Origin of the sequence: Rahnella aceris (genome assembly GCF_011684115.1) — a bacterium.
GTDB lineage: Bacteria > Pseudomonadota > Gammaproteobacteria > Enterobacterales > Enterobacteriaceae > Rahnella > Rahnella aceris.
The window spans coordinates 2,157,426-2,180,972 of record NZ_JAADJV010000001.1 but is presented as its reverse complement, the minus strand read 5'-3'; the positions used below and the strand labels follow the sequence as shown (position 1 = coordinate 2,180,972).

The following is a 23,547-nucleotide window of genomic DNA, read 5'->3' as shown; positions in this document are numbered from 1 at the left end:
TACTAAGTTGAGGATTGAGTTATCAGGCTATCTGACGCATCAGCGGGTGATAGCGCCGGTCGAAATACACCAGTCCGTGGCTGTCGTCGTTGCGTCGTAACGCAACGGCTTCACAAAACAAAATGTCGTGGGTGCCGACGCTGGTGATTTGCGTGACTTTGCAGTCAAACGACACCAGCGCGTCGGTGAGGATCGGCGAGCCGGTGGCGAGGCGTTCCCACTCAGCGGCTTCAAAGCGTTGCTCCGTCGGCGTTTTTCCACCGAATAAATTGGACAGTGACTCATGGCAATCAGCCAGCGTGTTAACGCACAGCACCTGATTCTCTTTGAAGACCGGATACACCGACGCTGAGCGGTTCAGGCAGACCAGCAATGTCGGCGGCGAATCGGTGACGCTGCATACGGCGGAGGCGGTGAAACCTGCACGTCCGCCGGGGCCGTCGGTGGTGATGATGTTGACGGCTGAGCCGAGGCGCGCCATCGCATCGCGGTACTCTTGTTTTTCAACGGCGGCTTGTTTCTCAACGGCAGCGTGTTTTTCAACGACTGGCATATCGGGAACAGGCAGTGTGGCGTTCAGGGTTGATGGCATGGTCGTGTCCTCAAATTTTTTCATTGATGCTTACAGCACGCGGCAGGCGCGGTCGAAATCAAGGCGTGGTGCACGCGGATACACTTTGCTGTGATCGCCGTAACCGATGTTGATCAGGAAATTAGATTTCCAGCCTTCCTGCGCCAGAAATGTTTCATCGACTCTGGCGTTGTCAAAACCGGACATCGGCCCGGTATCCAGCCCGAGGGAGCGGCAGGCCATGATCAGGTACGCGGCCTGCAAGCTGCTGTTGCGAAATGCCGTGTCGTGCGCCAGTTGCGGGCTGGAGGTGAACCACGAACGGGCATCGCCGGAGGGATACAGTTCCGGCAGCAGTTCGTAAAATTCCGGATCCCAGGCAATGATCGCCGTCACCGGCGCAGTCATGGTTTTTTTCAGATTGCCGCCCGAAAGCGCCGGAGCCAGTTTTTCTTTCGCCTCCGGACTCTGAATAAACACGATGCGCAGCGGGCTGCAGTTGGCCGAGGTCGGCCCCATGCGCGCCAGTTGGTAAATCGTTTTCAGTTGTTCGCTGGTGACCGGTTTATCCAGCCAGCCGTTGTGCGTGCGGGCTTCGGTGAATAAGGTTGCCAGCGCGCTGGCGGTTAATGCTTCGGCCATGATGTCTCCGTGGGCAGGTGACCGGACGGCGTAGCGGACGCTTGCGATGAGTGCCGCAGCAGCCAGTCCAGTAAAATCGGGTTAAAGGTTTCCGGGTCGGTTACGCTCATGGCGTGGCCGCCGTACAGCATTTGCGTGTGTTCGCCGTTAGGCAGACGGGAAGCGAGATCGACCGAACGCGACCACGGCACCAGCAAATCGTCTTTACAACTGAAAGCCAGCGTCGGGGTGATCACTTGTCCAAGCGACGCCGTCAGGTCTGAATTCATCAGCGCCTGCAAACGGTGCAGCAGGTTTTCCATCCCCTGAAAATGCGCCACCTGATGCTGGCGCTCTTCCTGCAATAACGCGTCATGTTCAGAAAGCCAGTCACCCGGATACAGAAACAGCGGCTGCGCCTGCACGTAGGCATCGACCCCGCTGTTGAGCAGTAAATTCTGCCGCACTTCAAAGCAGCGCCGCGTCTGGCTGTCGAGCTTCGTCCAGCCGTTAATCACCACCAGACTTTGCAACAACGCCGGATAACGCAGGGCAAGATGCAGGCCGATAATGCCGCCGAGCGCGTGACCGACCAGATGACAGCGGCTGATATCCAGCCCGTTGAGCATACCCGCCAGTTCATCGGCCATGTCTTCCATCCGGTAACCGGCGGGCACCGTGCCCTGACTGACGCCGGTACCGTGCTGGTCATAGACCACCACGCGGAAATGCTCCGCGAGCATGGTCAGTTGCGGCTGCCAGAAACCACCGGAACCGCCGAGGCCGGAGGAAAGCACGACGGTTTCTGCATCAGCATTTTTCTTACCCAGTACCTTGTAATACATGCTGTTACCTCAGGGAGTTCAGGACAGGTTCCATCGCACGCATCATTTGCCGATATGGGCAATCGAGGCGATTTCAATCAGCGCATCCGGTTTCACCAGCCCGCACTGAATGCAGAACCGTGCCGGTTTTTCGCCCGGGAAGTATTCGGCGTAAACCTGATTTACCGCACCGTAGTTCGCCCAGTCGGTGATGAAAATTGAGTTCATGGTGACGTCGTCCATCGTGCCGCCCGCGGTTTCGATCACCTTTTTGATGATCTCCAGTACGTGGCGGGTTTGCGCCGCGGCATCGCCGACATGCACGACGTTGTTGTCTTTATCAAACGGCAACGTGCCGGAAACATACACCACGCCATCGGCGAGGGTGCCCGGAACAAAAGGTGCCAGCGGAACGCCGCTGCCAGCCGGAATAATGGCGCTTTTAGGCATGGTTAATTGTCCTTTTCAGAAAGCGGTCAGGCCGCGTTTTGTTCAGTTTTGTAACCCACGGCGTCGCAGAAATTACGTACGCTGGAGACCCAGCCAAAGAAGGTTTCGATATTATAAATCGCCGCTTTTTGCGCGAATTCCGGCCCGGCCTGATGGGTGGCGTCTTCCAGTACCACACCGAAATATTCGAGGAAGAAGCCGTCACGCAGCGTAGATTCCACGCAGACGTTAGTGGCGATGCCGGTGAACACCAGATGGTGAATACCGTAGCTGCGCAGCAGGCTGTCGAGCTGAGTATTGAAGAAGCCGCTGTAGCGTGGTTTGGGCAGAACAATGTCGCCCGGCTGCGGCTGCAGTTCATCCACCAGGTCATAATCCCAGTCACCTTTCGCCAGCAGTTTGCCCATCAGTTCCGGGCGTTTACGCATGGTTTTCAGCGCATTGGATTTATGAAAGTTAGGCGAACCGGCACCGCCAGCTTCGACGTACTGATTGTCCCAGCCGTTCTGGAAGAAAATCACTTTGATTCCGGCGGCGCGGGCAGCGGCAATCGCCACTTTGATATTGGCAATCACCGGCGCGGTGGCGGAGACATCAAACCCCGCCAGATCCAGATAACCGCCCTGTGAGGCGTAGGCGTTTTGCATATCCACCACAATCAGCGCCGTTTGCTGCGGCGTAAACGCAATGGCTTCAGGACGTGCTGTGAGGATCGTTTCCTCGCCGGTGTTGTGGGGCTCGCGGCGGACCACAGTTTGATTCTCAACAACGTTCATCATGCGACCTCTTTCTGCTCAGTGCCGATGTGCTGGCGGGTTTTCATGAGTGGCTGGATATAACGGCCAAAGTTTTCGATGCCTTCGACAAAATCGTCAAAGGTCAGCAGTACGCCGCCTGCGCCGGGCACGGTGTCGATTTCGTCAAGCATTCTGGCAACGCTGGCGTAAGAACCGACCAGTGTGCCCATGTTGATATTGACCGCCGAAGTCGGGTCAGCCATCTGGCGGACGTTGGTATCAGCGCCGGATTTTGTGTCTTTGCTGCTCTGGTCGGTGAGCCACGCGAGCGCCTCGGCGTCAGCACCGGATTTATACAAATCCCATTTGGCGCGGGCAGCGGCGTCGGTTTCGTCGGCAATCACCATAAACAGGACATAAGAAGAAACGTCGCGCCCTTCGGCTTCGGCCGCCGTTTTCATGCGTGCGGCGGTCGGTGCAAAGGCGGTCGGTGTGTTAACGCCTTTGCCGAAGCAGAAGTTGAAATCGGCATGTTTGGCGGAGAACGCCATACCCGCATCGCTTTGTCCGGCGCAGATCACTTTCATTTCGCTCTGCGGGCGCGGACTGACACGGCAGTCGTCCATTTTGAAGAATTCGCCGTCGAGTGTGCAGTGACCGGTGCCCCACAGGTCGCGCAGCACGCTGACGTATTCGGTCAGGTAATCATAGCGGCGGCTGAAATAGTCATCGCCCGGCCACATGCCCATTTGCTCGTATTCCGGTTTCTGCCAGCCGGTGACGACGTTCACGCCGAAACGTCCGTTGGAAATGGAATCAATGGTGGCGGCCATGCGCGCCACAATCGCCGGAGGCATCACCAGCGTGGCGGCGGTGGCATAAAGCTGGATGCGGGAGGTCACGGCGGCCAGACCGGCCATCAGCGTGAACGACTCCATATTGTGTTCCCAGAATTCGGTTTTGCCACCGAAGCCGCGCAGTTTGATCATCGACAGCGCGAAATCAAAATGATAATGCTCCGCTTTCTGCACGATGGTTTTGTTCAGTTCGAAGGTCGGTTTGTACTGCGGCGCAGTTTCTGAAATTAACCAGCCGTTGTTGCCGATAGGAATGAATACACCGATTTTCATAGCTCACCTCGGTTGAAAATAAAAATTACCAAAACAAGGGCTTGCGAAAATCTCTGCGCGGCTTGAGTGCGTCCTGCGGGTTCCGAATTGCACCGTGCTGAAATCTCCTGACGGGAAAGCTATTGCAAACGTGATGCCACTTTTAGAATGCGCAGTGTTATCAATGAGTTAAAAATGTGTTTCGTTTTCAGGTGGAGCAAATGGTCTGTTTCAGACCATCTGGTCAAAAATAACTGCACATCTATCAGGCAGGATTGAACAAAAATGGTGCAAATTTGTTAAGCGGATAACTCTTTGTGGTTAATGTTTATTGTCTTTGGTGTTACTTTCATCATCGACAGGCTTAGCGATAGTCGCTTGTACCTCCATTTGTTATGATTTCCGTCTTGCTGTTTGTCTCAGGGAGACATTGTGAAGCCATTGGTTGAACCTCCGTTGCCTCACGCCGGAGAGAAAAAATCCCGCCAGACGGCGGCGAAAGCGCCGACGCGACGCTCGCGGGCCGTCGCCGCCAAACGCAGCAATATCATGGCGGCGGCGCTGGAGTTCTTTTCGTTGTACGGCATGCATGGCACCAGTCTGGATCAGGTTGCCGAGCGCGCCGACGTGTCCAAAACCAATCTGCTGTATTACTTCCCGTCGAAAGAAGATTTGTATATCGCGGTGCTCAAAGGGTTGCTGGATATCTGGCTGGCGCCGCTGAAAGCGTTGCAGTCGGATCAACATCCGCTGGAAGCTATCCGGGAATATATCCGCCTGAAGCTGTGCGTTTCGCGCGATCACCCGCAGGCATCAAAGCTGTTTTGTCTGGAGATGGTGCAGGGCGCGCCGCTGCTGAAACAGGAACTGGGCGGTAGCCTGAAAACGCTGGTGGAAGATAAATCGGATGTGATACGCGGCTGGATTAAAGCAGAACTGATCGCACCTGTTGATCCGATGCAACTGATATTTATGCTGTGGGCGACCACGCAGCATTACGCCGATTTCGGCGTGCAGGTCGAAGCCATCACCGGCAAAACGCTCAGTGATCCTGAGTTCTTTGAACAAACGGTGAGTAACGTGCAGCGCATTATTACCGAAGGCATTCAGCTTCGGGTCTGAGAGGGCAGAATGGATTCGGTTTCACAATTAGTTCTTGGCGCTGCGGTCGGCATTGCGGTGATGGGCAAACGGGTGCCGGTGTGGAAATCTGCACTGGCTGGCGCGGTATGCGGAACCTTGCCCGATCTGGATGTGTTTTACGATCACGGTGACGCCATCAGCAATATGACCCTGCATCGCACCGAAAGCCATGCGCTGTTTTATCTGACGCTGGTTTCGCCGCTGATTGCCTGGCTGATGGCAAAATTGCTCAGCGGCGGGCAGCATTTCAAACGCTGGTGGGGCGCGGTCTGGCTGGCACTGATCACTCATCCGTTGCTGGATCTGATGACGGTGTACGGCACGCAGCTTGGATTGCCATTCACAAACTATCCGTTTGCGGTCGGCAGCATTTTCATCGTCGATCCGCTTTATACCTTACCGCTGATCATCGGCGTCGGGCTGGCGCTGTACCGCGAGCAACAGCGTGGGATCATGTGGAATAACGTGCTGCTGGGCGTGAGTTGTTTATATCTGGCCTGTACCGCCTTCGAGCAACATCAGGTGACGCGGCATGTGGGCGAGGAATTACAACGCCAGAACATCGAAAGCACACAGATTCTGGTCACGCCGACCCCGCTCAATTCGCTGGTGTGGCGTGTGGTGGTGATGAGTAAAGACAGTTACGGCGAAGGGTTTACCTCGCTGCTGCATCCGGATTCGCCGATCCGTTTCCGCTTCTATCCGCGCGGCGAAGCGTTGTATGAAGCACACAAAGATAATGCCTTTCTGGCGCGTGTCGCCTGGTTCAGCCACGGCTTTTTCAGCGTAAAAGAGCAGGGCGGCCATATTCTGGTCAGCGATTTACGTATGGGGCAGGAACCGGATTACACCTTTGTGTTCGATCTCGGCGAGATGAAAGCCGGTGCACCACCAGAACTGCCGGTGAAAGTGGCATCAGCCAGACCGTCGGCGGTGAAAATGTGGGATCAGTTCAGACAGGCGCTGGAAGTGGAGTAATCTGCAATAAAGCAAAAGGAGCCCGTGGGCTCCCCCGGACTGAGGTGTTAGCATCAAAGTGTTGTCATAACGGTGGGAAGTGTTTGCCTGCATTGACTCTCGCAGACAAACACCGGAGATCCGACCGTTAATTAACTCTCACGTGGCGGAATGTCATCATCGACAAAACCGATAAGAGATAAGGCCTGCTGAATTTCAGGGCAGGTCATAAAATAGCGCCATAACAATCCACTACGATGGTTTTCAATCATGCCAATGATTGGCCCCTGGTCGATGGCCAGATATCCATCGGAATACCAGTTTTTGGAAAGATTAACACCATCAATAAACCCGCATTTCTCTGTCCACAGCGCATTTCCCAGGTCGTCATAAAAATGGCGCAGCGCTGCCATCGACGCTTCAGGTAAATAAGGTAAGTCACATAGTGCAGCGGTAAGGGTAATCGTGCCGTCATCAGACGTTGGATCATGACTTGCATAACCTGCAGGCCCGTAACCCGATGTCAGTCCCCAGTAATTTTCTGCATAGCCGTTAAATCCGCCAGGATTATCGATACTGTAAGCCTGCTGGATCTGGCTTTGCGCTTCACCCTGCTGGAAATAATTCACGTTATTAGCACTGTCCCGCAGGTTACGCGGGTCAAAACCGAGGAACGAGTAATGCATAAAGAACATCGGGCCGCCCATCGTCGGGCCGATCGGCAACGTGATGTCGTAATAGACTTTGTTTTTGTTGTTATAACTTCCCTGTGACCAGCCACTTTTCCAGAGTGCCGGGTCGATGGCATGCGTCGGAGAAGCGATAGCCAAAAGATAGGTTATCATCGCCTCATTCCAGCCGGTGATTTTCATCCCCATGGTGAACTGCAAATCTTTATCGATATGCCAGTACAGGCTGTTGCTGTTATTGGTGAAGTAGTTCCAGTCAATGTCATGCCAGAGGGCGTTGATTTTGTCCGTCAGCGCAGTGTCGTTAAAATACTGACGCGCTGTTAACAAGCCCTGCACCATATACGACGTTTCCACCAGATCGGCACCGTTATCATCGGAACCAAACGGAATGGTCGCGCCCGTGCTGCCGTTAATCCAGTGCGGCCAGGCCCCTTTGTAGCGCGTGGTCGGCCCGCCAAGGAAATCGACCATTTTGTTAATGCGGTCGTAGCCATCCTCACGACTGACGAAACCGCGCTCAATCGCCACTAAAATCCCCATGATGCCAAAACCGCTCCCCCCAATCGCAATGGGTTCATCAGGCCCGGCATCGCTGTTGCGATATAACCGCTCAAAAGCCAGACCGCTGGTCGGGTGTGCGTAGTCCCAGAAATAGCGCAGCGTGGTTTGCTGTACTTTATCAAGCAACTGCTCGTCATCGAGGGATGGATAAACTGCCGCGTTGACGGCCGCAAGTTGTTGAGAAACAATCGGGTCCAGTTCTCCGAAACGGTTGATGCGAATATCCATACAGGCCACGCCATCACGGGCAGCTACGTCTTTCACCCATTGGGCGAGCGCGTCGGTGTCGTAATGTTTACCGGTATCGCTTGAACCCATCGCGCCCCAGCCCGCATTCACCGTCTGGTTACCGAGTGCTATCCAGCGGAACCACTGATGATAGCCGTCGTTGCTGTCCCAGCGTGTGTCCGGCAGGTCAGTCATCACATAGTTGCCTTCGGCATTTTTCGAGCCGTAGGATTCACCCGCTGAGTAATCCGTGTAAGTCAGGGTATGAACACCAATCCCGGTGACAATTCGGTCCGGATTCCCCGCCCGCGAGCCGTCCACCACGTCATTGATATTGTAGGGCTGGCTCATGTCGGTGTAGTTATTCCACATGCCATCGAACCACCAGCCTGCTAACAAATCACCGTAGCGTTCACCAAACTCTCTTACCACCGCGTAATTCATGCGCGTGGTTTCTGACGTGATAACGTTGTCAAACGGGGAGCATTCGTACAGATGCGGGACCAGCATGTCACCCCAGCGATCCGGCGAGTGCTGATTCGCGTCATCATCGTAATAGACCAGGCTGGCTTTAGCAGGCGCGTAACCCATCATGTACAACATCAGTTTGATATCGTATTTCGCCAGTTCCTGAGCCATTTCCAGCGGCAAATCACGAATGGCGCTGCGCACGCCAGGTTCAATATCCAGAATGGCGTCATGAGTTTTATTCGGGCCAAGGTTATATCCGGCATGTTGATCCATCGTCAGCAGAACAAATCCCGCCCCCGTTTCGCTGACGGCTTTGGCATAAGCCTGCACGTCAAAAGTACTGAGGAAATCGTCCCAGCTTTCGCCCGGCTGCCATTTCTCATCTTGCGGAATATCCGATGAGAGATTGAGATAGTTAGGCAGGAAATGGTGCGATACGCCGTAGTGCGCATTGCGGAACCAGTCGGTTCGCGGGTTGCCACTTCGCGCAACGACAGGCCCGACAATCACAGATTGTGACTCACCAAAGCACAGGCGTTCATTGCGCGGTGTAACCGTGACACGAATATATTTCCCGTTGTGCTCAGGCAACAGCATCATTGTGCGGGTATGCAACCCGTTGATGGTACTGAATGGGCCAGTCGTACTGCCCGCCACTTCCCACAGGTATTCACTGCCATTTTCTGCAAAACCGCCGGGGTCAGTAAAAAGATAATCCGGGCGTAAAATTTCGCGCGTCAGTAACGAACCGTTTAATACCAGTGACGAGAGGGAAGGCGCGGCTATCGTGGTCGGTTCCAGCGAGAAATCCGCATCGACAGGCAACTCCCGATAACGCACGGTGAAGATGATATTTTGTTCAACCGCCGCAAGTTCGAGTGGCGTGAAAGAGAGTGTTGCCGTATTGCTTGCCGCATCCCACACAAAACCAGTTATTGGCAAACCCACGCGCATTTCACTGTTCACTTTGAGGTGTGTCCGGAAATCACTCAGCACAGGCTCGACAGATTGCGGGTGAACAAACGCAGCTTTCAGCGTGCCGTTACTCGCCTGAAGGTTGAAGTTCGTGTCGGCCAGTTGACGATAATGCCCGCTCAACGTTTGCGGGCTTATCTGTGAATCAAAGAATTTAACTTCATCAATGATACCGTCGAAAGCATCCGTCACCGCGCCGTTGGTATCCAGCCGTCCGCCCACTTTCACCGAAGTGGTGACGTTCGTTTGCACCACGTTACTGCCGCCTGTCATCGCCATATTGCCGTTAACGGCCAGGGCATATTCATCACCCTGGCGCAAAATGGCGACGTGGGTCCAGGCATTCAGCGGAATAAAAGACTTGGTTTTTAAAGTAAATGAGGTGCTGTTGGTATCATTCGACATCGTGCAAACCAGCTGATTGTCCTGGGTGTAAAGCTGCCAGCGCTGGTTGTTGTTATTACGCGTATCCTGGCTGACGATCATGCTCATCGCTGTTGAACGCGGGTATATCCAGGCTTCCACGGTAAAGGCGGAATATTGCAAACAATCAAGCACGCCTAAATCAATATAACCCGGCTGCCCGCTGGCAAAATCGATACCATTGTTGAGCTTTGCCGTCACCAGCGAGGGGGCTTGTCCCTGGCTTATTGCACTACGTTGGTTATTAATGGTCTCTAAGAAAGCCCCGTCAGTTTCATCATCAAAGGTGTAGTAATACTTCATGCCCTGGTTGTAAGTAAACGTGGCCTGAATATCGGCAAAATCTTTCGTCAGGATCTCATTTTTAAATCCGTGGAAAGTCAGGGTATAGGGAATTCCAGTTTGTAAGTCAGGCACATTAAGTGTCAGTGTGGTTTTTAAATCATCCAGCGCGACACTTTGAATAACGCCACTATTATCCAGCACAGAGTTAGTGAGAGTTAACGCACTCGTTGAATCCAGAGCCTGGTTAAACGTCACCAGAATATTGTTATTACTGTCGGTAGTGGTTTCAACAATTTCAAGATCACCGGCATTGTAGACTTTTAATGCATCCAGATGTGCATAAGACCCCGAACGTTTAATTCCCTGAATCGTGTGTGAACCAAACGGTAAATCCACCTTTTGATACAGAATATGGCTGTCCAGATGGGTGGAAGACCAGGTGCTTATTCTGCCCTGAGACACACCATCAATATAAATTTCAACATCACCCTGATCGCTACTGCTTTCGGCAATATAAGAAATACCGGTACCAATAAAGTTTAGTGTAAAGGTCGCAGAGTTATTACTCTGGGTATACGAGGTGGTGTGATAAAAGATACTTTGTGTACGGTTCGTGCTGTGCGTCCACTTACCGGCATATACAATGTCGGCGACCGGGTCGTCATAAACCTGTTCCGCAGGAAGTGCAGTGTAGTTTAGCGTAAAGGTCTGATTTTGAACGGTGGTGGTCAGAATCTGGTTGCTGATTTGGCTCAACGTGAGTGTGTAATCCGTTTGCGTGGTCAGCCCGGTAATGGTGAGGTCAGCAGTTTTTCGGTCATTGCTTAAAGTGACGGAGATAACGCTTGCTCCGTTGTTCAACTGATAATTTCCCGGTTCAGTTCCGCTTTGGCTATCCAGCGATTGATTGAACTGAAGCCGTGCTGTCCCTTCACTGCCTGCGCCCAAAAATTGCTCTACTTCAGCGGTAAGCGCGGCATCGTTATACACTTTAAGCTGATCAAGCAGCATCCAGGATCCGTTTTTTTTCACCCCTTTAAAAGTATGTTCTCCGGGCGATATGTCGGTAATATAATAAATAAGATCGCTGTACTGGCGCGTTGAAGTTTTGGTTGTTGCCGTACCGTGTAACACGCCATCAAGATAAAAATCTATTTCGCCCTGATCGGTATTTCCTTCGCTGTAATACCCAATGCCGGAACCGGTAAATGTGTATTCAAAATACTTACCGTTATCATACAACGCCATACTTGCACCATCATCGCTGTATGCTCGTCCGGTATATCGGGTCCAGTTTCCGGTATAAATAATAGAGGGGTCATTATCCTGAATGATAATTTCTGGTTGTACATCTTGCTTTGCAGAACACATAATATAGACCTCACGCTAATCGACATTAAATTCAATTTAATGCTAACTAAGGTATGAGGCGGGCGTGTATCATAAATAATCACGCAGAGGAAATTATATTTTTTAGTGAATGTTTATGATTTAAATATTTAAATGAAAGTACCGCAAAGGATTTGCAGCGCCTTTATAATAAAAAAGAGATTAATAATTAATGAGAGATAATTACTGAGGAGGGTTTTTATGCTCCTCAGTAATTCAGGACACTGTGATTACCAAATACCTTTGGCAGTATATTCGTGCAATCAGGACTGGCGTCTGCGTCTGCGCAACCCGTAGCCAATCGCCAGAATCACAAACCACAGCGGCGTGACGAGTAACGCCTGACGGGTATCATCCTGCAAGGTCAGCAGTACCAGAACAAAAGCAAAGAATGCCATACAGACCCAGCACATCAGTTTGCCGAGCGGCATTTTGTAGATTGAAGCTTCGTGCAGTTGCGGGCGTTGACGGCGGTAGACCAGATAAGAGCAGAGGATGATGGTCCAGACGAACATAAACAGAATCGCCGAAACGGTCGTGACCAGCGTGAAGACCGTCACCACATTCGGGATCAGGTAAATCAGCACCACACCGCCGAGCAGGCAGATGCAGGAAAATGTCAGGCCGTTCGACGGTACAGCGCGGGAAGAGAGCTTGCCGAACGCTTTCGGCGCATTGCCTTCCTGTGCCAGACCGAACAACATGCGACTGGTGGAGAATACGCCACTGTTGGCGGAAGAGGCCGCCGAAGTCAGCACTACAAAGTTGATAATGCTCGCCGCAGCCGGAAGACCGGCAAGTACGAACAGTTCAACGAACGGGCTTTTATCCGCCACCACATGGCTCCAGGGTGTCACCGACATAATCATGATCAGTGAGAACACATAGAACATGATGATGCGCAGCGGAATGGCGTTGATGGCGCGCGGCAGGGATTTCTGCGGATCTTTAGTTTCAGCGGCGGTGGTGCCCACCAGTTCGATACCGACAAACGCGAACACCGCTATCTGGAAACCGGCAAAGAAACCGCTCACGCCTTTCGGGAAGAACCCGCCGTCATTCCACAGATTGCTGAAGGACGCGACGGTGCCGGTCGGCGTCTGGAAGTGCGTCAGCACCATCACCAGCCCGGCGATAATCAGCCCGACGATGGCGACGATTTTGATCATCGCGAACCAGAATTCCATCTCACCGAACATTTTCACAGTAGCGAGATTGAGGCTCAGCAGCACCAGCACGCAGAGCAGGGATGCGACCCATTGCGACAGTCCGGGGAACCAGAACTGTGCGTAAGCGGTGATAGCGACGACGTCGGCGATGCCGGTGACCACCCAGCAGAACCAGTAGGTCCAGCCGGTGAAATACCCGGCCCACGGGCCCAGCAGGTCGGCGGCAAAGTCACTGAAAGATTTGTATTCGAGGTTGGACAGTAACAGTTCGCCCATCGCGCGCATGACGAAAAACAGCATAAAGCCGATGATCATGTAGACGAAGATGATGGACGGACCGGCGAGGCTGATGGTTTTGCCTGAGCCCATAAACAGGCCGGTACCGATCGCGCCGCCAATGGCAATGAGCTGGATATGACGGTTGGAAAGATTTCGCCGCAAACCTTCAGCGTTCTCTTCCCCAGGCTGGACGAGGATTTTTGACTCTTCTTGCATGTTGTATTGATTCCTGTTTTTTGCTTTTTGCGTATGAACTCCGCCATATCGCATTCATTTACGTCAATTTTTTGAGCTCTGAGTGGCCCTTTGGTCACCACGACCGGAACGACAGCGTGCGTGAACGTTGTAATAGTAATGTTAAGTGCGCATTTATTATAACTGGCATGAAAAATGCCAACGGAAAAAATGTATCGTAATTTTTACATCGCGGATAACTGAGTGTTAATTAATCAAGTCTCTTCAGAGACGGTGGGAATAATAGCGTTTTTAAGAGTGATGAGCTTCACAAATATTAATGAAAATAACGGCAAAAAAGTGAGGGTAAGCGTTTGACATCATCCTTGCAGAGGAGAATAATCCGTCCCGTTGGGTCGTTAGCTCAGTCGGTAGAGCAGTTGACTCTTAATCAATTGGTCGGCGGTTCGAACCCGCCACGACCCACCAACAAATGATTAATCAATGCATTAAGCTCCTTCTGCTTTTATTTCCCTTCTTCTTTAATCCGTCAGTTCCTCTGTTTTATGCACTGCTAATAAAGTCATCGCCTGTCGGGAAATAAACCTCAACGGTTTGTCGTTTATTTACGCAATCTGGCAGGAATATTTTTATGGCATATAAAGATGAGCAGAAGGAAGAAATACAGGGAATAGCTGTCAGGCCCCGGTTTGAGGCCAAAACAGTGTTAAGTGCAGGAATGCATCAATACATAATGGTGGTATTGGGTGTATTGCCATTTTTGAGTTGTTTTTGTACACGCATGCACAGGCTGAAGATCAGCAGATGAACGTGCGTGATAAATGTGCTTTCTTCGGTGAACCGGTCACTGCGCAAGACGACCGTCTCCGAACGATTCTGTTTGGCAACCAGTAACTCAATCCCTTTGTCGCGGAATTCGTCTTCGTAGGCTTTAACGATCCCTGCGGGGGCGATTAATGTGTAGCTGTACATAGTGATTCCTGAAACTGAGTTGAACGACTGATCGGATAAATCCTAACAAGAATATCAAATACCAGTGGAGGACTATTAGCAATTCGGGTGATGTTTTTTTGTACTAACGTCACAGATTTAGATGACTTTTTTACGCTTGCGGACACTCCGTACCCGCTCCCACCGGTTTTTTGTTGCCCGCTGCGCGCACACTGCTATCATTCGTGCATAAACTCAGGGAGATAACGATGAAAAAAACACTGGTGGCCTTGGCTGCTTTATTTTTAGCCGGGTGTGCGGCCAATCCTTATGAACCGACGCTGCAGGTCAAGTCATCTTTCGCTAACGCCAGCTCGGCAGCGCCGGCAGGGCAGACCCACATCCGTTTACACCGTTTAGATCAGTGGTCAGTCGTGCCGTTTGAGAAAACCTGTCCGCTGATAGTGTTTTTAGACGGACAAACCGTGGCTTCCCTACATTTTAATCAGTACGTGGATTTGAATGTGCCGAACGGGATGCGCACTATTGATGTTCGCATTGCCTGCGCGCTGACCAAGACATCAGGTTCGATTACCGTTGATGCGAATGGTAAAAGTATCAGTCTGGAAACGGATCGCAGCTTCTTCGGAACCTACAATATCCGGCCGGAAGGCAGCGGCAATAAATAACAAAATGAATAAACCCGCAGAATGCGGGTTTTTTTATGATCATTTTCTTTTTGTCCGTTTTGCGAGGGTGACTGTCAGTTAGTCAGGCGCAGGAAGTTATCGTTTGCGTACTATGGATTTAACGGAACATAACCGCTGCCCAATGATAAAAGGAGAATCGTATGTTAAACGACCCGTCGCAAAAATATCGCCCCTTCCCGCAGGTGAATTTACCCGATCGCCAGTGGCCAGGAAATGTGCTCTGTAAAGCGCCGCAATGGTGTTCAAGTGATTTGCGTGACGGCAATCAGGCGCTTGCAGAACCCATGGATAATGCCCGTAAGCGTCAGTTTTTTGATTTGCTGGTGAAGTGTGGTTTTAAGCAGATTGAGGTGGCGTTTCCCTCGGCTTCACAAACCGATTTTGATTTTGTCCGCAGCCTGATTGAAGAGAAGCTCATCCCGGATGATGTGGTGATTCAGGTGCTGACGCCTTCGCGGCCGGATCTGATTGCCCGCACCTTCGAGGCACTCAAAGATGTGCCGCGTGCCATTGTGCATTTATATAACGCCACTGCGCCTGTGTTCCGTGAAGTGGTATTTAATCAGGATCAGGCCGCAACGCGCGAGCTGGCGGTTCGCGGCGCTCAGCAAATTCGTCAGTTGTGCGGGCAATATTCGCAAACTGAATGGACATTTGAGTATTCACCGGAAACCTTCTGCTTCACTGAACTGGAGTTTGCGCTGGAAGTGTGTGAAGCCGTGGCGGATGTCTGGAAACCGGGCAATGAAAGGCCGATGATCATTAATTTACCGGCAACAGTAGAAGTCAGCACACCGAATGTTTATGCCGACCAGATTGAATGGTTCTGCCGTCATTTCAGCCACCGCGAACAGGTTTCCATCAGCGTTCATCCGCACAATGACCGCGGAACCGGTGTGGCCTGTGCTGAGCTGGCGATGCTGGCCGGTGCCGACCGTGTGGAAGGATGTCTTTTTGGTAACGGTGAACGCACCGGCAACGTGGATATTGTGACGCTGGCGCTGAACCTTTACACGCAGGGCATCTCGCCGCAGCTGGATTTCAGCAATTTGCAGACGATTGTCGAGGCGGTGGAGGAATGTAACCAGTTACCGGTGCATCCGCGCCATCCGTATGCCGGTGAACTGGTGTTTACGGCATTTTCGGGCTCGCATCAGGACGCCATCAAAAAAGGGTTTGCTGCACAGAAAACATCAGAGAGCACGGTCTGGCGCGTGCCGTATCTGCCGTTAGATCCTGCGGATGTCGGTTGCAGTTATGAAGCGGTGATCCGCGTGAACAGCCAGTCCGGGAAAAGCGGGGCGGCCTGGTTGCTGGAACAGAATCACGGGCTGAAATTGCCGCGCGGTTTGCAAATTGATTTCAGTAAAGCGGTGCAGCGTGAAACCGATACGCATGGCAAGGAAATGAGCACCAGCGATATCTGGCGACTGTTCCGGCAGCGTTACGGGTTAACCGATCTGCCCGTGGTGAAATTGCTCAGTTATGACATCCGCAGCGATGAGCAAAACGTCTGCCATTTCAGTGCGCGGATCCGCTATCGTAATGAAGAACAACATATTACGGGTAGCGGTAACGGTTTGCTGTCCGGTGCAGCGGATGCATTGCGTCGCAGTTACGATGTGCTCCTGGAAATCGGCGATTATCATGAACATACGCTGGGACATCAGAGCCACAGTCGCGCGGTGGCGTATCTGAGCTGTCGGGGGAGGTTGGGCGAAACGTGTTATGGCGTGGGGATTGACAGCGATGTGTCCAGTGCTTCATTGCAGGCACTGTTCAATGCAGCCAGCGCCATTATGACTGATTAAAATATTCGCTGGGTGAGACGCCAAGCGACCGGCGAAACATCGCACTGAAGGCACTCGGGCTGTCGTAGCCGAGTGCCAGCGCCACATCAATAACTGAAACGCCAACGGCAAGCTGGTTCAGTGCTTCGAGCAATTTTGCCTGGCGAACCCAGTCACTGAAACGTAATCCCGTTTCACGCTGGAAACGGCGTGAGAGCGTTCGGCTGCTGATATTCAGACGTTGCGCGACATCTTCCAGTTCCCACGTTGAACAAAGATCTGCACGAATTTGCTGGCAAAGCCCGCTCAGCTCCGGCTCGTTGGGTTCCGGCAGATAAAGAGGCAGTGTCGGCAACAGACGCAGTTCATCAAGCAATAATTCCATGATGCGTTCATCGCGCCCGCCGGGCAGATAATCGGCCGGAATAGTCAGCGAGGCCAAAATCAGTTCACGCAGCAGCGGAGAAATCTGCACTACCTGACATTGCGCAGGTAAGTCAGCACGGGCGAGGGGATCGACAAACAGCGTGCGGGCCTTTACACCGCCGATAAAACGCAGACTGTGTTCAACCTCTGCAGGCAGCCAGACCCCGCGCCCGGGCGGCACCATCCAGGTGCCGAGCGACGTATGCACTTCTACAATACCGGATAGCGTATGAATCAGTTGTGAGCAGTTGTGACTGTGGGCTGGCTCGCTGTCACCATGTTGATAATCAATAGCCAGAGGCGCAAGCACCTGATGCGGGGCAAGGAAGTTGTGATGCATTGATCAATGATTTTTCTGTTTTTTGGCGTCTTCTACGGCTTGTTTGGCTTCTTCTGCCGCTTTTTCAATTTCTTCTTCCGTCAGTTGTTCAGAAACTTCAAACAGTTCTCCCAGCCCGTCACTGACATGGACTTCGTCGGCTTTGCTTTTGTTTTCTTTATTCTTTTCGTCGCTCATGCTTATGTCCTCATTGAATGAATGCAGGGCATGATTATAGCAGACATTGCGGGGAATAACCGGGCGGAGAGAGGCAGAGCCTGTCAGGGTGACAGACTCTGAAATAGCATTACTGACGGTAAGCAAACTTGATTTGCTGCAGGGAATTTTTGAACACGGCAGCCTGCTGTTCGTCTTCCATCTGCGCGACAAAACGCTCCATGTTCAGCATCACTTTACCTGCATCAGCCTGGCCAATCGCTTTGAGGATCAGGGTCAGGGTGGCTTTCAGGCAGGCAACTTCTGTTGCCAGTGTTTCAACGTTTGCTTCAGTCGTAAAATCGCAATTACTCATTATTTGTATCCCCTCAGGCAAGCTGTCAGGCAGCGCACCGAATTCTGAACAGGTGAAAAGTGGCCGCATTTTAGCATAGTTGGCACGTTTTAGGGCAAGGCCAGAATGGCCGCTTAAAACGGGAGGTTAAGCGTCTGCATATAGTGTTTCCGGACAATGAGTAAAGAATACTAAACGTAATGGGGGATTGAGAATTTTTCATCTTTATGTGCAGACTTATTCATATAAGCCATCATCAATTCGTGCGATCGCAAATAATAATTGGATATATCATAGATATATGAAGTGACAGTGCTGACGCTTAAATAGCCAGCATGGCGTAAAGAGAGTTTCAGATATGAGTAAGGGCCTGGAGTTATTTACTTACCGCTTAAAAGAGACCGCAGATTTTTCTGCTTGATCTTTGATTAGACACGTATTTTTAATAATTTATTAATACAGTTGGTGGTACTTCTCATTTACATTCAGCAAAGTAGTTTTTTGCAGACATTCCTTGGTCAGGAACGTCTGATAGAGTAAAATACGCGGGCTATAATAAATAACTGTGTCTTTCTGCTTTAAAAATACTACCGATGAGCGGTAGTGGGGCGAGTTAGTTGATATTGGCCTCTTATTTGCCACCTTCTCTTCATTTATAAGCTGTCTGAGAGCAAATTTTTAATGTTCGATACGTAGGTTTACGTAAGACAAGCGTGAAGTCCCTGACGGTGTGTTGCCCTTATTTTTTGGAGAATTCTCTTTGATAAGCGTTCTTCTTGTTGATGACCACGAACTGGTGCGCGCAGGGATCCGACGCATTCTTGAAGATATCAAAGGCATCAAAGTTGTTGGTGAGGCGCAATGCGGTGAAGATGCCGTCAAATGGTGTCGGACCAATGACGTTGATATTGTCCTGATGGATATGAACATGCCAGGTATTGGCGGGCTTGAAGCGACCAAGAAAATTGTCCGCTTTTCGCCAGATATCAAGATCATCATGTTAACGATCTATACTGAAAACCCGCTACCGGCCAAAGTGATGCAGGCGGGGGCTTCCGGTTACCTGAGCAAAGGCGCAGCTCCACAGGAAGTGGTCAATGCTATCCGTCTGGTTGATTCGGGTCAGCGTTATATTGCCTCCGACATTGCTCAGCAAATGGCACTGAGCCAGATTGAACCACAATCTGAAACGCCTTTTGATTCCTTATCCGAGCGTGAACTGCAGATCATGCTGATGATCACTAAGGGACAAAAGGTCAATGAAATTTCTGAACAGCTGAACTTGAGCCCGAAGACAGTTAACAGTTATCGTTATCGGATGTTTAGTAAATTAAATATCAGCGGTGATGTTGAGTTAACACATCTGGCAATCCGGCACGGTTTGTTCAATACGGAGACTTTATCAGGCAGTGAGTGATGAGCGTTTCGACCCAAAAGCCTTTTTGAAAACGGTCACCAGCCAGCCTGGCGTCTACAGAATGTATGACGCCAGCGGCACCGTAATCTACGTAGGTAAAGCCAAAGACCTCAAAAAACGTCTTTCGAGTTATTTTCGCGTCCAGGTTTCCAGCCGCAAAACCGAAACGCTGGTCAAAAACATCGCGCAAATCGATGTGACGGTGACCCACACGGAAACCGAAGCGCTGCTCCTCGAACATAATTACATCAAACTTTATCAGCCGCGTTATAACGTATTGTTACGCGATGATAAGTCGTATCCGCTGATCTTCCTCAGCGCGGATAATCATCCAAGACTTTCAGTTCACCGCGGTGCTAAGCACGCCAAAGGCGAGTATTTCGGGCCTTTTCCTAATTCCTATGCCGTGCGCGAAACACTGGCGCTGCTGCAAAAACTTTTCCCGATCCGCCAGTGTGAAAACAGCGTATACAGCAACCGTTCGCGCCCTTGTCTGCAATATCAGATTGGTCGCTGTCTGGGGCCGTGTGTCAAAGGGCTGGTGAGTGAGGAAGATTATAAAGATCAGGTGGAATACGTTCGCCTTTTCCTGTCCGGTAAAGACCAGCAGGTCGTCACACAGCTCGTAAACCGCATGGAAGAAGCCAGTAAAGCGCTGCGCTTCGAAGATGCCGGGCGGATAAGAGATCAAATTCAGGCTGTACGCCGCGTGACAGAGCGTCAGTTCGTGTCGGGTAACAGCGAAGATCTGGATGTGATCGGCGTGGGCTTCGAGTCAGGTATGGCATGTCTGCACGTTCTGTTTATCCGTCAGGGCAAAGTGTTGGGCAGCCGCAGTTATTTCCCGAAAGTACCAGGCGGCACCGATCTGGGCGAAGTGGTGCAGACCTTCGTTGGACAATTCTATTTGCAGGGCAGTCAGCAACGGACACTGCCCGGCGAAATTCTGCTGGATTTCAGTCTGGCGGAAAAAGATCTGCTGGCCGATTCGCTCAGCGAACTGGCCGGGCGCAAAGTGCAAATCCAGAGTAAGCCGCGGGGCGACCGTGCCCGTTATCTGAAACTGGCGCGCACCAATGCCTCTGCTGCACTGACGACCAAACTGGCTCAGCAGTCGACAATCCATCAGCGGCTGTCTGAACTGGCAAAAACACTGAATCTTGCGGAAATTAACCGTATGGAATGCTTCGACATCAGCCATACTATGGGCGAGCAGACAGTCGCTTCCTGCGTGGTTTTTGACGGCAATGGCCCGGTGCGTTCTGAATACCGACGCTACAACATTACCGGCATTACGCCCGGCGATGATTACGCGGCGATGGCGCAGGTATTGCAGCGTCGCTATGGTAAGACGCTCGATGACAATAAAATTCCTGACGTTATCTTTATTGATGGCGGCAAAGGGCAACTCGGCATGGCGCTGGATGTGTTTCATTCGCTGAATGTGGAGTGGGACAAATCCAAACCTTTACTGATTGGTATCGCGAAAGGTGCGGATCGTAAGGCCGGGCTCGAAACGCTGTTCTTTGTGCCGGAAGGTGAGGGGATTGCGTTACCCGCTGATTCGCCAGCGTTGCATGTCATCCAGCATATTCGTGATGACTCGCATAACCATGCGATTACCGGCCACCGGCAGAGACGTGCGAAAGTCCGTACGACCAGTGCGCTGGAAGAAATTGAAGGCGTCGGGCCGAAGCGGCGTCAGGTTTTACTGAAATACATGGGAGGCATTCAGCCATTACTGAATGCCAGCGTAGAGGAAATTGCACAGGTACCGGGTATTTCTATCGCATTGGCAGAAAAGATTCATAATGCGTTGAAACACTAAGGGCAATGTAGCAACATACTCATAATATCCACACCGGACAAACAGTTACCTTCGCTATGCAATTTAATATACCTACGTGCCTCACCCTGTTCCGCGTTGTACTGATACCGTTCTTCGTGCTGGCCTTTTATCTGCCTTATCCATGGGCATCAATGGTCTGTGCGTTGATTTTCGTTTTTGCTGCCGTGACCGACTGGTTTGATGGCTATCTGGCACGCCGCTGGAAGCAAACGACGCGTTTCGGTGCATTCCTTGATCCGGTAGCCGATAAAGTGATGGTGGCGATCGCGCTGGTGCTGGTGGCTGAATATTTTCACTCCTGGTGGATTACGTTACCGGCTGCGACCATGATTGCCCGCGAGATCATTATTTCCGCGCTACGTGAGTGGATGGCTGAGATTGGAAAACGCAGCAGTGTGGCGGTTTCATGGATCGGGAAAGTGAAAACCACGGCGCAGATGCTGTCGCTGGTCGCGCTGTTGTGGCGTCCTGATGCTATTGTGGTCTGGGTTGGCGTGGTTGCACTTTATATTGCTGCAGTGCTGACTTTCTGGTCAATGTTCCAATATCTCAACGCTGCGCGCCATGATTTGCTGGAACCCTGATCAAACTGCCGTAAAAAACGTCAAACGAACGCATGAAGCAGATAATTTTATTGACTCAATCCGTCAGGTCAGTAGAATGCAACGCATCGGAAGGCAGCCAGTCTTGTGCCAGAAGATTAGTTAAAAAAATCAGTACGTTCTGATTAAAGCGGGAATAGCTCAGTTGGTAGAGCACGACCTTGCCAAGGTCGGGGTCGCGAGTTCGAGTCTCGTTTCCCGCTCCAAATTTTCTTAAACTGGTTCGTGAATTGGTTTAAGTGCAAGACAAGTAGTAAGATTTAAGGCGCGTTAACAAAGCGGTTATGTAGCGGATTGCAAATCCGCCTAGTCCGGTTCGACTCCGGAACGCGCCTCCAATTTTCCCGGAGCCCGGGTGGTGGAATCGGTAGACACAAGGGATTTAAAATCCCTCGGCTTATGGCTGTACGAGTTCAAGTCTCGTCCCGGGTACCATGGGAAAATTAGCTGAATAATCAAAAGCAATAAAGTAGTAATGTCGTTATAGCCACCTTCGGGTGGTTTTTTTATGCCTGAAATTCGCGTAATCCAGATGCAATAAAAAAGGCCACCTGCAACAGGGGCCTTAAGTGTTTCTTCAATAACATCCTTCGCGCACGCGACCTCAGCCAGAATGAGGTGCTCTGAACACAATGTCGGTTGTTGAGTAAAAGGGATGAAGAAAATCAGGAATTAAAACAGCCCCGAGGGGCGTTTTTAGGGTCAGAATTCACCCGATGAATCAGTGTTGCTCAATGCCCTGATTGATAGCGGCAAATGGTAGTTAGGCTGGCTGGTGAAAAACGCCTGCAGGGCAACGCGTTTCTTCCTGTCGATTGAAATCTCTTCCATGGTTTTGCGGAAGATACTGTAGCGGCCACACGAAGTGCAGGTCACAGTAACAATTTTCGCCGACATATTAACCGACGTCTTATTCCTGCTTTGACATAACGGACACTCGTCTTGAGCGCTTAAAACTGTGGAACTCATAAAACCTCCGGTTTTACTTAGAGCGGGCAGTAGTCTAGCACAAAAAGGCGTCAGTTACTTAACGATAATTTAATTATCAGTGGATTTCAGCGTCAACTCAGTGTAGAGAGCGCATAAGCCGCTGATGAGAGAGTAAAGTCTTCTCCCGATTTTCTCCGCTTTCCTCATTATCATCTTGCATTACACTTAAGGTATTCATCCTGATTATGGATTTTGGCGAAGTATGACTCCTGCTCTGTACCAGCGTATTGATTGTTCAATATACAGACACATTTATATTGTTGGCGATTTGCATGGTTGCCTGAGTTTGCTTGGGGAAAAGCTGGCGAAAGTGTCTTTCGATCCCCACCGCGATCTGCTGTTATCTGTGGGGGATCTTGCCGATCGCGGGCCTAACAGTGTCGGTTGTTTGCAACTGCTCAATGAATCCTGGTTTGCTTGTGTACGCGGAAATCACGAGCAGATGGCGATTGATGCCATAAACGAAGAGAATATCCCGCGCTGGTTACGTAATGGCGGCGACTGGTTTTATGCTCTTGAACACGACAAACAAGAAGAGGCGAAAGCGCTGATTTTACAGGCTGACACGCTGCCACATATTCTCGAACTGACGAACCGTGAGGGCAGGCGTATCGTGGTGGCCCATGCTGATTACCTTTCCAATGAATATGTGTTCGATAAGCTAATGGATGGTGATGAGGTTATCTGGGATCGTGAACGTGTGAATTCTGCGCTGGCGGGTCGCTTTCAACCGATAGCTGGCGCTGATGAATTTTATTTCGGTCACACGCCGGTTGAACATGCAATGCAGTTTGCCAATCAGTTTTATATTGATACGGGCGCTGTATTTGGCGGTTATCTGACGCTTATTCAGCTGCAGTAATGTCAGGCGTTACCGGGGTTTGCGGTGACTGACGGGCAACGGTATAGTGAGCGGCTGCGAAC

General features: G+C 51.2%; 21 protein-coding genes and 4 tRNA genes. 12 read left to right on the top strand and 13 right to left on the bottom strand.

What is annotated here, in order from left to right; genetic code table 11:
* Positions 1-22: 22 nt before the first annotated feature.
* The 6 genes from rutF to rutA all read right to left on the bottom strand — a co-directional run bounded on the left by rutF (position 23) and on the right by rutA (position 4,333).
* The gene (rutF, locus tag GW591_RS09910) at positions 23-553 is read right to left on the bottom strand and encodes an NADH-dependent FMN reductase RutF (RefSeq protein ID WP_052300784.1); all 531 of its coding nucleotides are present in this window, start codon (positions 551-553) and stop codon (positions 23-25) included.
* A gap of 69 nt (positions 554-622) precedes the next feature.
* Positions 623-1,213, bottom strand: a complete 591-nt coding sequence (locus tag GW591_RS09905; protein ID WP_166860514.1) for a malonic semialdehyde reductase — start codon at positions 1,211-1,213, stop codon at positions 623-625.
* On the bottom strand, positions 1,198-2,037 hold the full coding sequence (rutD, locus tag GW591_RS09900) for a pyrimidine utilization protein D (RefSeq protein WP_013576310.1): 840 nt from the start codon (positions 2,035-2,037) through the stop codon (positions 1,198-1,200). Before rutD ends, GW591_RS09905 begins: the two co-directional genes overlap by 16 nt.
* A 42-nt stretch (positions 2,038-2,079) precedes the next feature.
* Complete coding sequence (rutC, locus tag GW591_RS09895) at positions 2,080-2,466, bottom strand: pyrimidine utilization protein C (protein WP_013576309.1); 387 nt, start codon at positions 2,464-2,466, stop codon at positions 2,080-2,082.
* Between the two features lie 26 nt (positions 2,467-2,492).
* Positions 2,493-3,245, bottom strand: coding sequence for a pyrimidine utilization protein B (gene rutB, locus GW591_RS09890; protein WP_015690206.1), 753 nt, complete (start codon positions 3,243-3,245; stop codon positions 2,493-2,495).
* Positions 3,242-4,333: a pyrimidine utilization protein A gene (rutA, locus tag GW591_RS09885; protein ID WP_015690205.1), complete on the bottom strand. Its 1,092-nt coding sequence runs from the start codon at positions 4,331-4,333 to the stop codon at positions 3,242-3,244. The genes rutB and rutA overlap by 4 nt, the downstream gene beginning before the upstream one ends.
* A gap of 411 nt (positions 4,334-4,744) precedes the next feature.
* On the opposite strand from rutA, the gene rutR reads away from it, so the two are divergent.
* A complete protein-coding gene (gene rutR, locus GW591_RS09880; RefSeq protein WP_013576306.1) occupies positions 4,745-5,434 on the top strand; it encodes an HTH-type transcriptional regulator RutR in 690 nt (229 codons plus the stop codon).
* A 9-nt stretch (positions 5,435-5,443) separates the two neighbouring features.
* Entirely contained in the window at positions 5,444-6,433 is a 990-nt protein-coding gene (locus GW591_RS09875; protein ID WP_013576305.1) for a metal-dependent hydrolase, read from the top strand.
* A 131-nt stretch (positions 6,434-6,564) separates the two neighbouring features.
* On the opposite strand, the gene GW591_RS09870 is transcribed toward GW591_RS09875, so the two are convergent.
* Positions 6,565-11,295 (bottom strand): glucoamylase family protein, encoded by a 4,731-nt coding sequence (locus GW591_RS09870; RefSeq protein WP_225444893.1) that lies wholly within the window; start codon positions 11,293-11,295, stop codon positions 6,565-6,567.
* A 404-nt stretch (positions 11,296-11,699) separates the two neighbouring features.
* Positions 11,700-13,100 carry a D-serine/D-alanine/glycine transporter gene (gene cycA / locus GW591_RS09865; protein ID WP_013576303.1) on the bottom strand — a complete coding sequence of 467 codons (1,401 nt, stop codon included), beginning with the start codon at positions 13,098-13,100 and terminating at the stop codon, positions 11,700-11,702.
* A gap of 371 nt (positions 13,101-13,471) precedes the next feature.
* On the opposite strand from cycA, the gene GW591_RS09860 reads away from it, so the two are divergent.
* Positions 13,472-13,547: transfer RNA gene (locus tag GW591_RS09860), tRNA-Lys, on the top strand.
* Positions 13,548-13,802: 255 nt separating this feature from the next.
* Here GW591_RS09860 and GW591_RS09855 read toward each other — a convergent pair.
* The gene (locus tag GW591_RS09855; protein ID WP_166860509.1) at positions 13,803-14,051 is read right to left on the bottom strand and encodes a hypothetical protein; all 249 of its coding nucleotides are present in this window, start codon (positions 14,049-14,051) and stop codon (positions 13,803-13,805) included.
* Positions 14,052-14,278: 227 nt separating this feature from the next.
* Here GW591_RS09855 and GW591_RS09850 point away from each other — a divergent pair, with 227 nt between their 5' ends.
* The gene (locus GW591_RS09850; protein ID WP_013576301.1) at positions 14,279-14,698 is read left to right on the top strand and encodes a hypothetical protein; all 420 of its coding nucleotides are present in this window, start codon (positions 14,279-14,281) and stop codon (positions 14,696-14,698) included.
* Between the two features lie 161 nt (positions 14,699-14,859).
* Positions 14,860-16,530 (top strand): 2-isopropylmalate synthase, encoded by a 1,671-nt coding sequence (gene leuA, locus GW591_RS09845; RefSeq protein WP_013576300.1) that lies wholly within the window; start codon positions 14,860-14,862, stop codon positions 16,528-16,530.
* On the opposite strand, the gene GW591_RS09840 is transcribed toward leuA, so the two are convergent.
* From GW591_RS09840 to GW591_RS09830, 3 genes are all read right to left on the bottom strand, one after another.
* Entirely contained in the window at positions 16,517-17,275 is a 759-nt protein-coding gene (locus GW591_RS09840; RefSeq protein WP_112151624.1) for an AraC family transcriptional regulator, read from the bottom strand. The genes leuA and GW591_RS09840 overlap by 14 nt on opposite strands.
* 3 nt (positions 17,276-17,278) lie before the next feature.
* Entirely contained in the window at positions 17,279-17,452 is a 174-nt protein-coding gene (locus GW591_RS09835; protein WP_162906065.1) for a hypothetical protein, read from the bottom strand.
* Between the two features lie 109 nt (positions 17,453-17,561).
* Entirely contained in the window at positions 17,562-17,786 is a 225-nt protein-coding gene (locus GW591_RS09830) for a DUF2594 family protein (protein ID WP_037037254.1), read from the bottom strand.
* A gap of 739 nt (positions 17,787-18,525) precedes the next feature.
* On the opposite strand from GW591_RS09830, the gene uvrY reads away from it, so the two are divergent.
* The 6 genes from uvrY (at position 18,526) to GW591_RS09800 (ending at position 22,068) form a co-directional block, all read left to right on the top strand.
* Complete coding sequence (gene uvrY, locus GW591_RS09825; RefSeq protein WP_013576296.1) at positions 18,526-19,182, top strand: UvrY/SirA/GacA family response regulator transcription factor; 657 nt, start codon at positions 18,526-18,528, stop codon at positions 19,180-19,182.
* A complete protein-coding gene (gene uvrC / locus GW591_RS09820; RefSeq protein ID WP_013576295.1) occupies positions 19,175-21,010 on the top strand; it encodes an excinuclease ABC subunit UvrC in 1,836 nt (611 codons plus the stop codon). Before uvrY ends, uvrC begins: the two co-directional genes overlap by 8 nt.
* Positions 21,011-21,066: 56 nt before the next feature.
* Positions 21,067-21,615: a CDP-diacylglycerol--glycerol-3-phosphate 3-phosphatidyltransferase gene (gene pgsA, locus GW591_RS09815; RefSeq protein WP_013576294.1), complete on the top strand. Its 549-nt coding sequence runs from the start codon at positions 21,067-21,069 to the stop codon at positions 21,613-21,615.
* A gap of 148 nt (positions 21,616-21,763) precedes the next feature.
* A tRNA-Gly gene (locus GW591_RS09810) sits at positions 21,764-21,839 on the top strand.
* A gap of 58 nt (positions 21,840-21,897) precedes the next feature.
* Positions 21,898-21,971, top strand: a tRNA-Cys gene (locus GW591_RS09805).
* 11 nt (positions 21,972-21,982) lie between these two features.
* Positions 21,983-22,068: transfer RNA gene (locus GW591_RS09800), tRNA-Leu, on the top strand.
* 267 nt (positions 22,069-22,335) lie between these two features.
* Here GW591_RS09800 and GW591_RS09795 read toward each other — a convergent pair.
* The gene (locus tag GW591_RS09795) at positions 22,336-22,602 is read right to left on the bottom strand and encodes a hypothetical protein (RefSeq protein WP_013576293.1); all 267 of its coding nucleotides are present in this window, start codon (positions 22,600-22,602) and stop codon (positions 22,336-22,338) included.
* A 223-nt stretch (positions 22,603-22,825) separates the two neighbouring features.
* Here GW591_RS09795 and GW591_RS09790 point away from each other — a divergent pair, with 223 nt between their 5' ends.
* Positions 22,826-23,485: a metallophosphoesterase gene (locus tag GW591_RS09790; RefSeq protein WP_119261821.1), complete on the top strand. Its 660-nt coding sequence runs from the start codon at positions 22,826-22,828 to the stop codon at positions 23,483-23,485.
* Positions 23,486-23,547 lie beyond the last annotated feature (62 nt).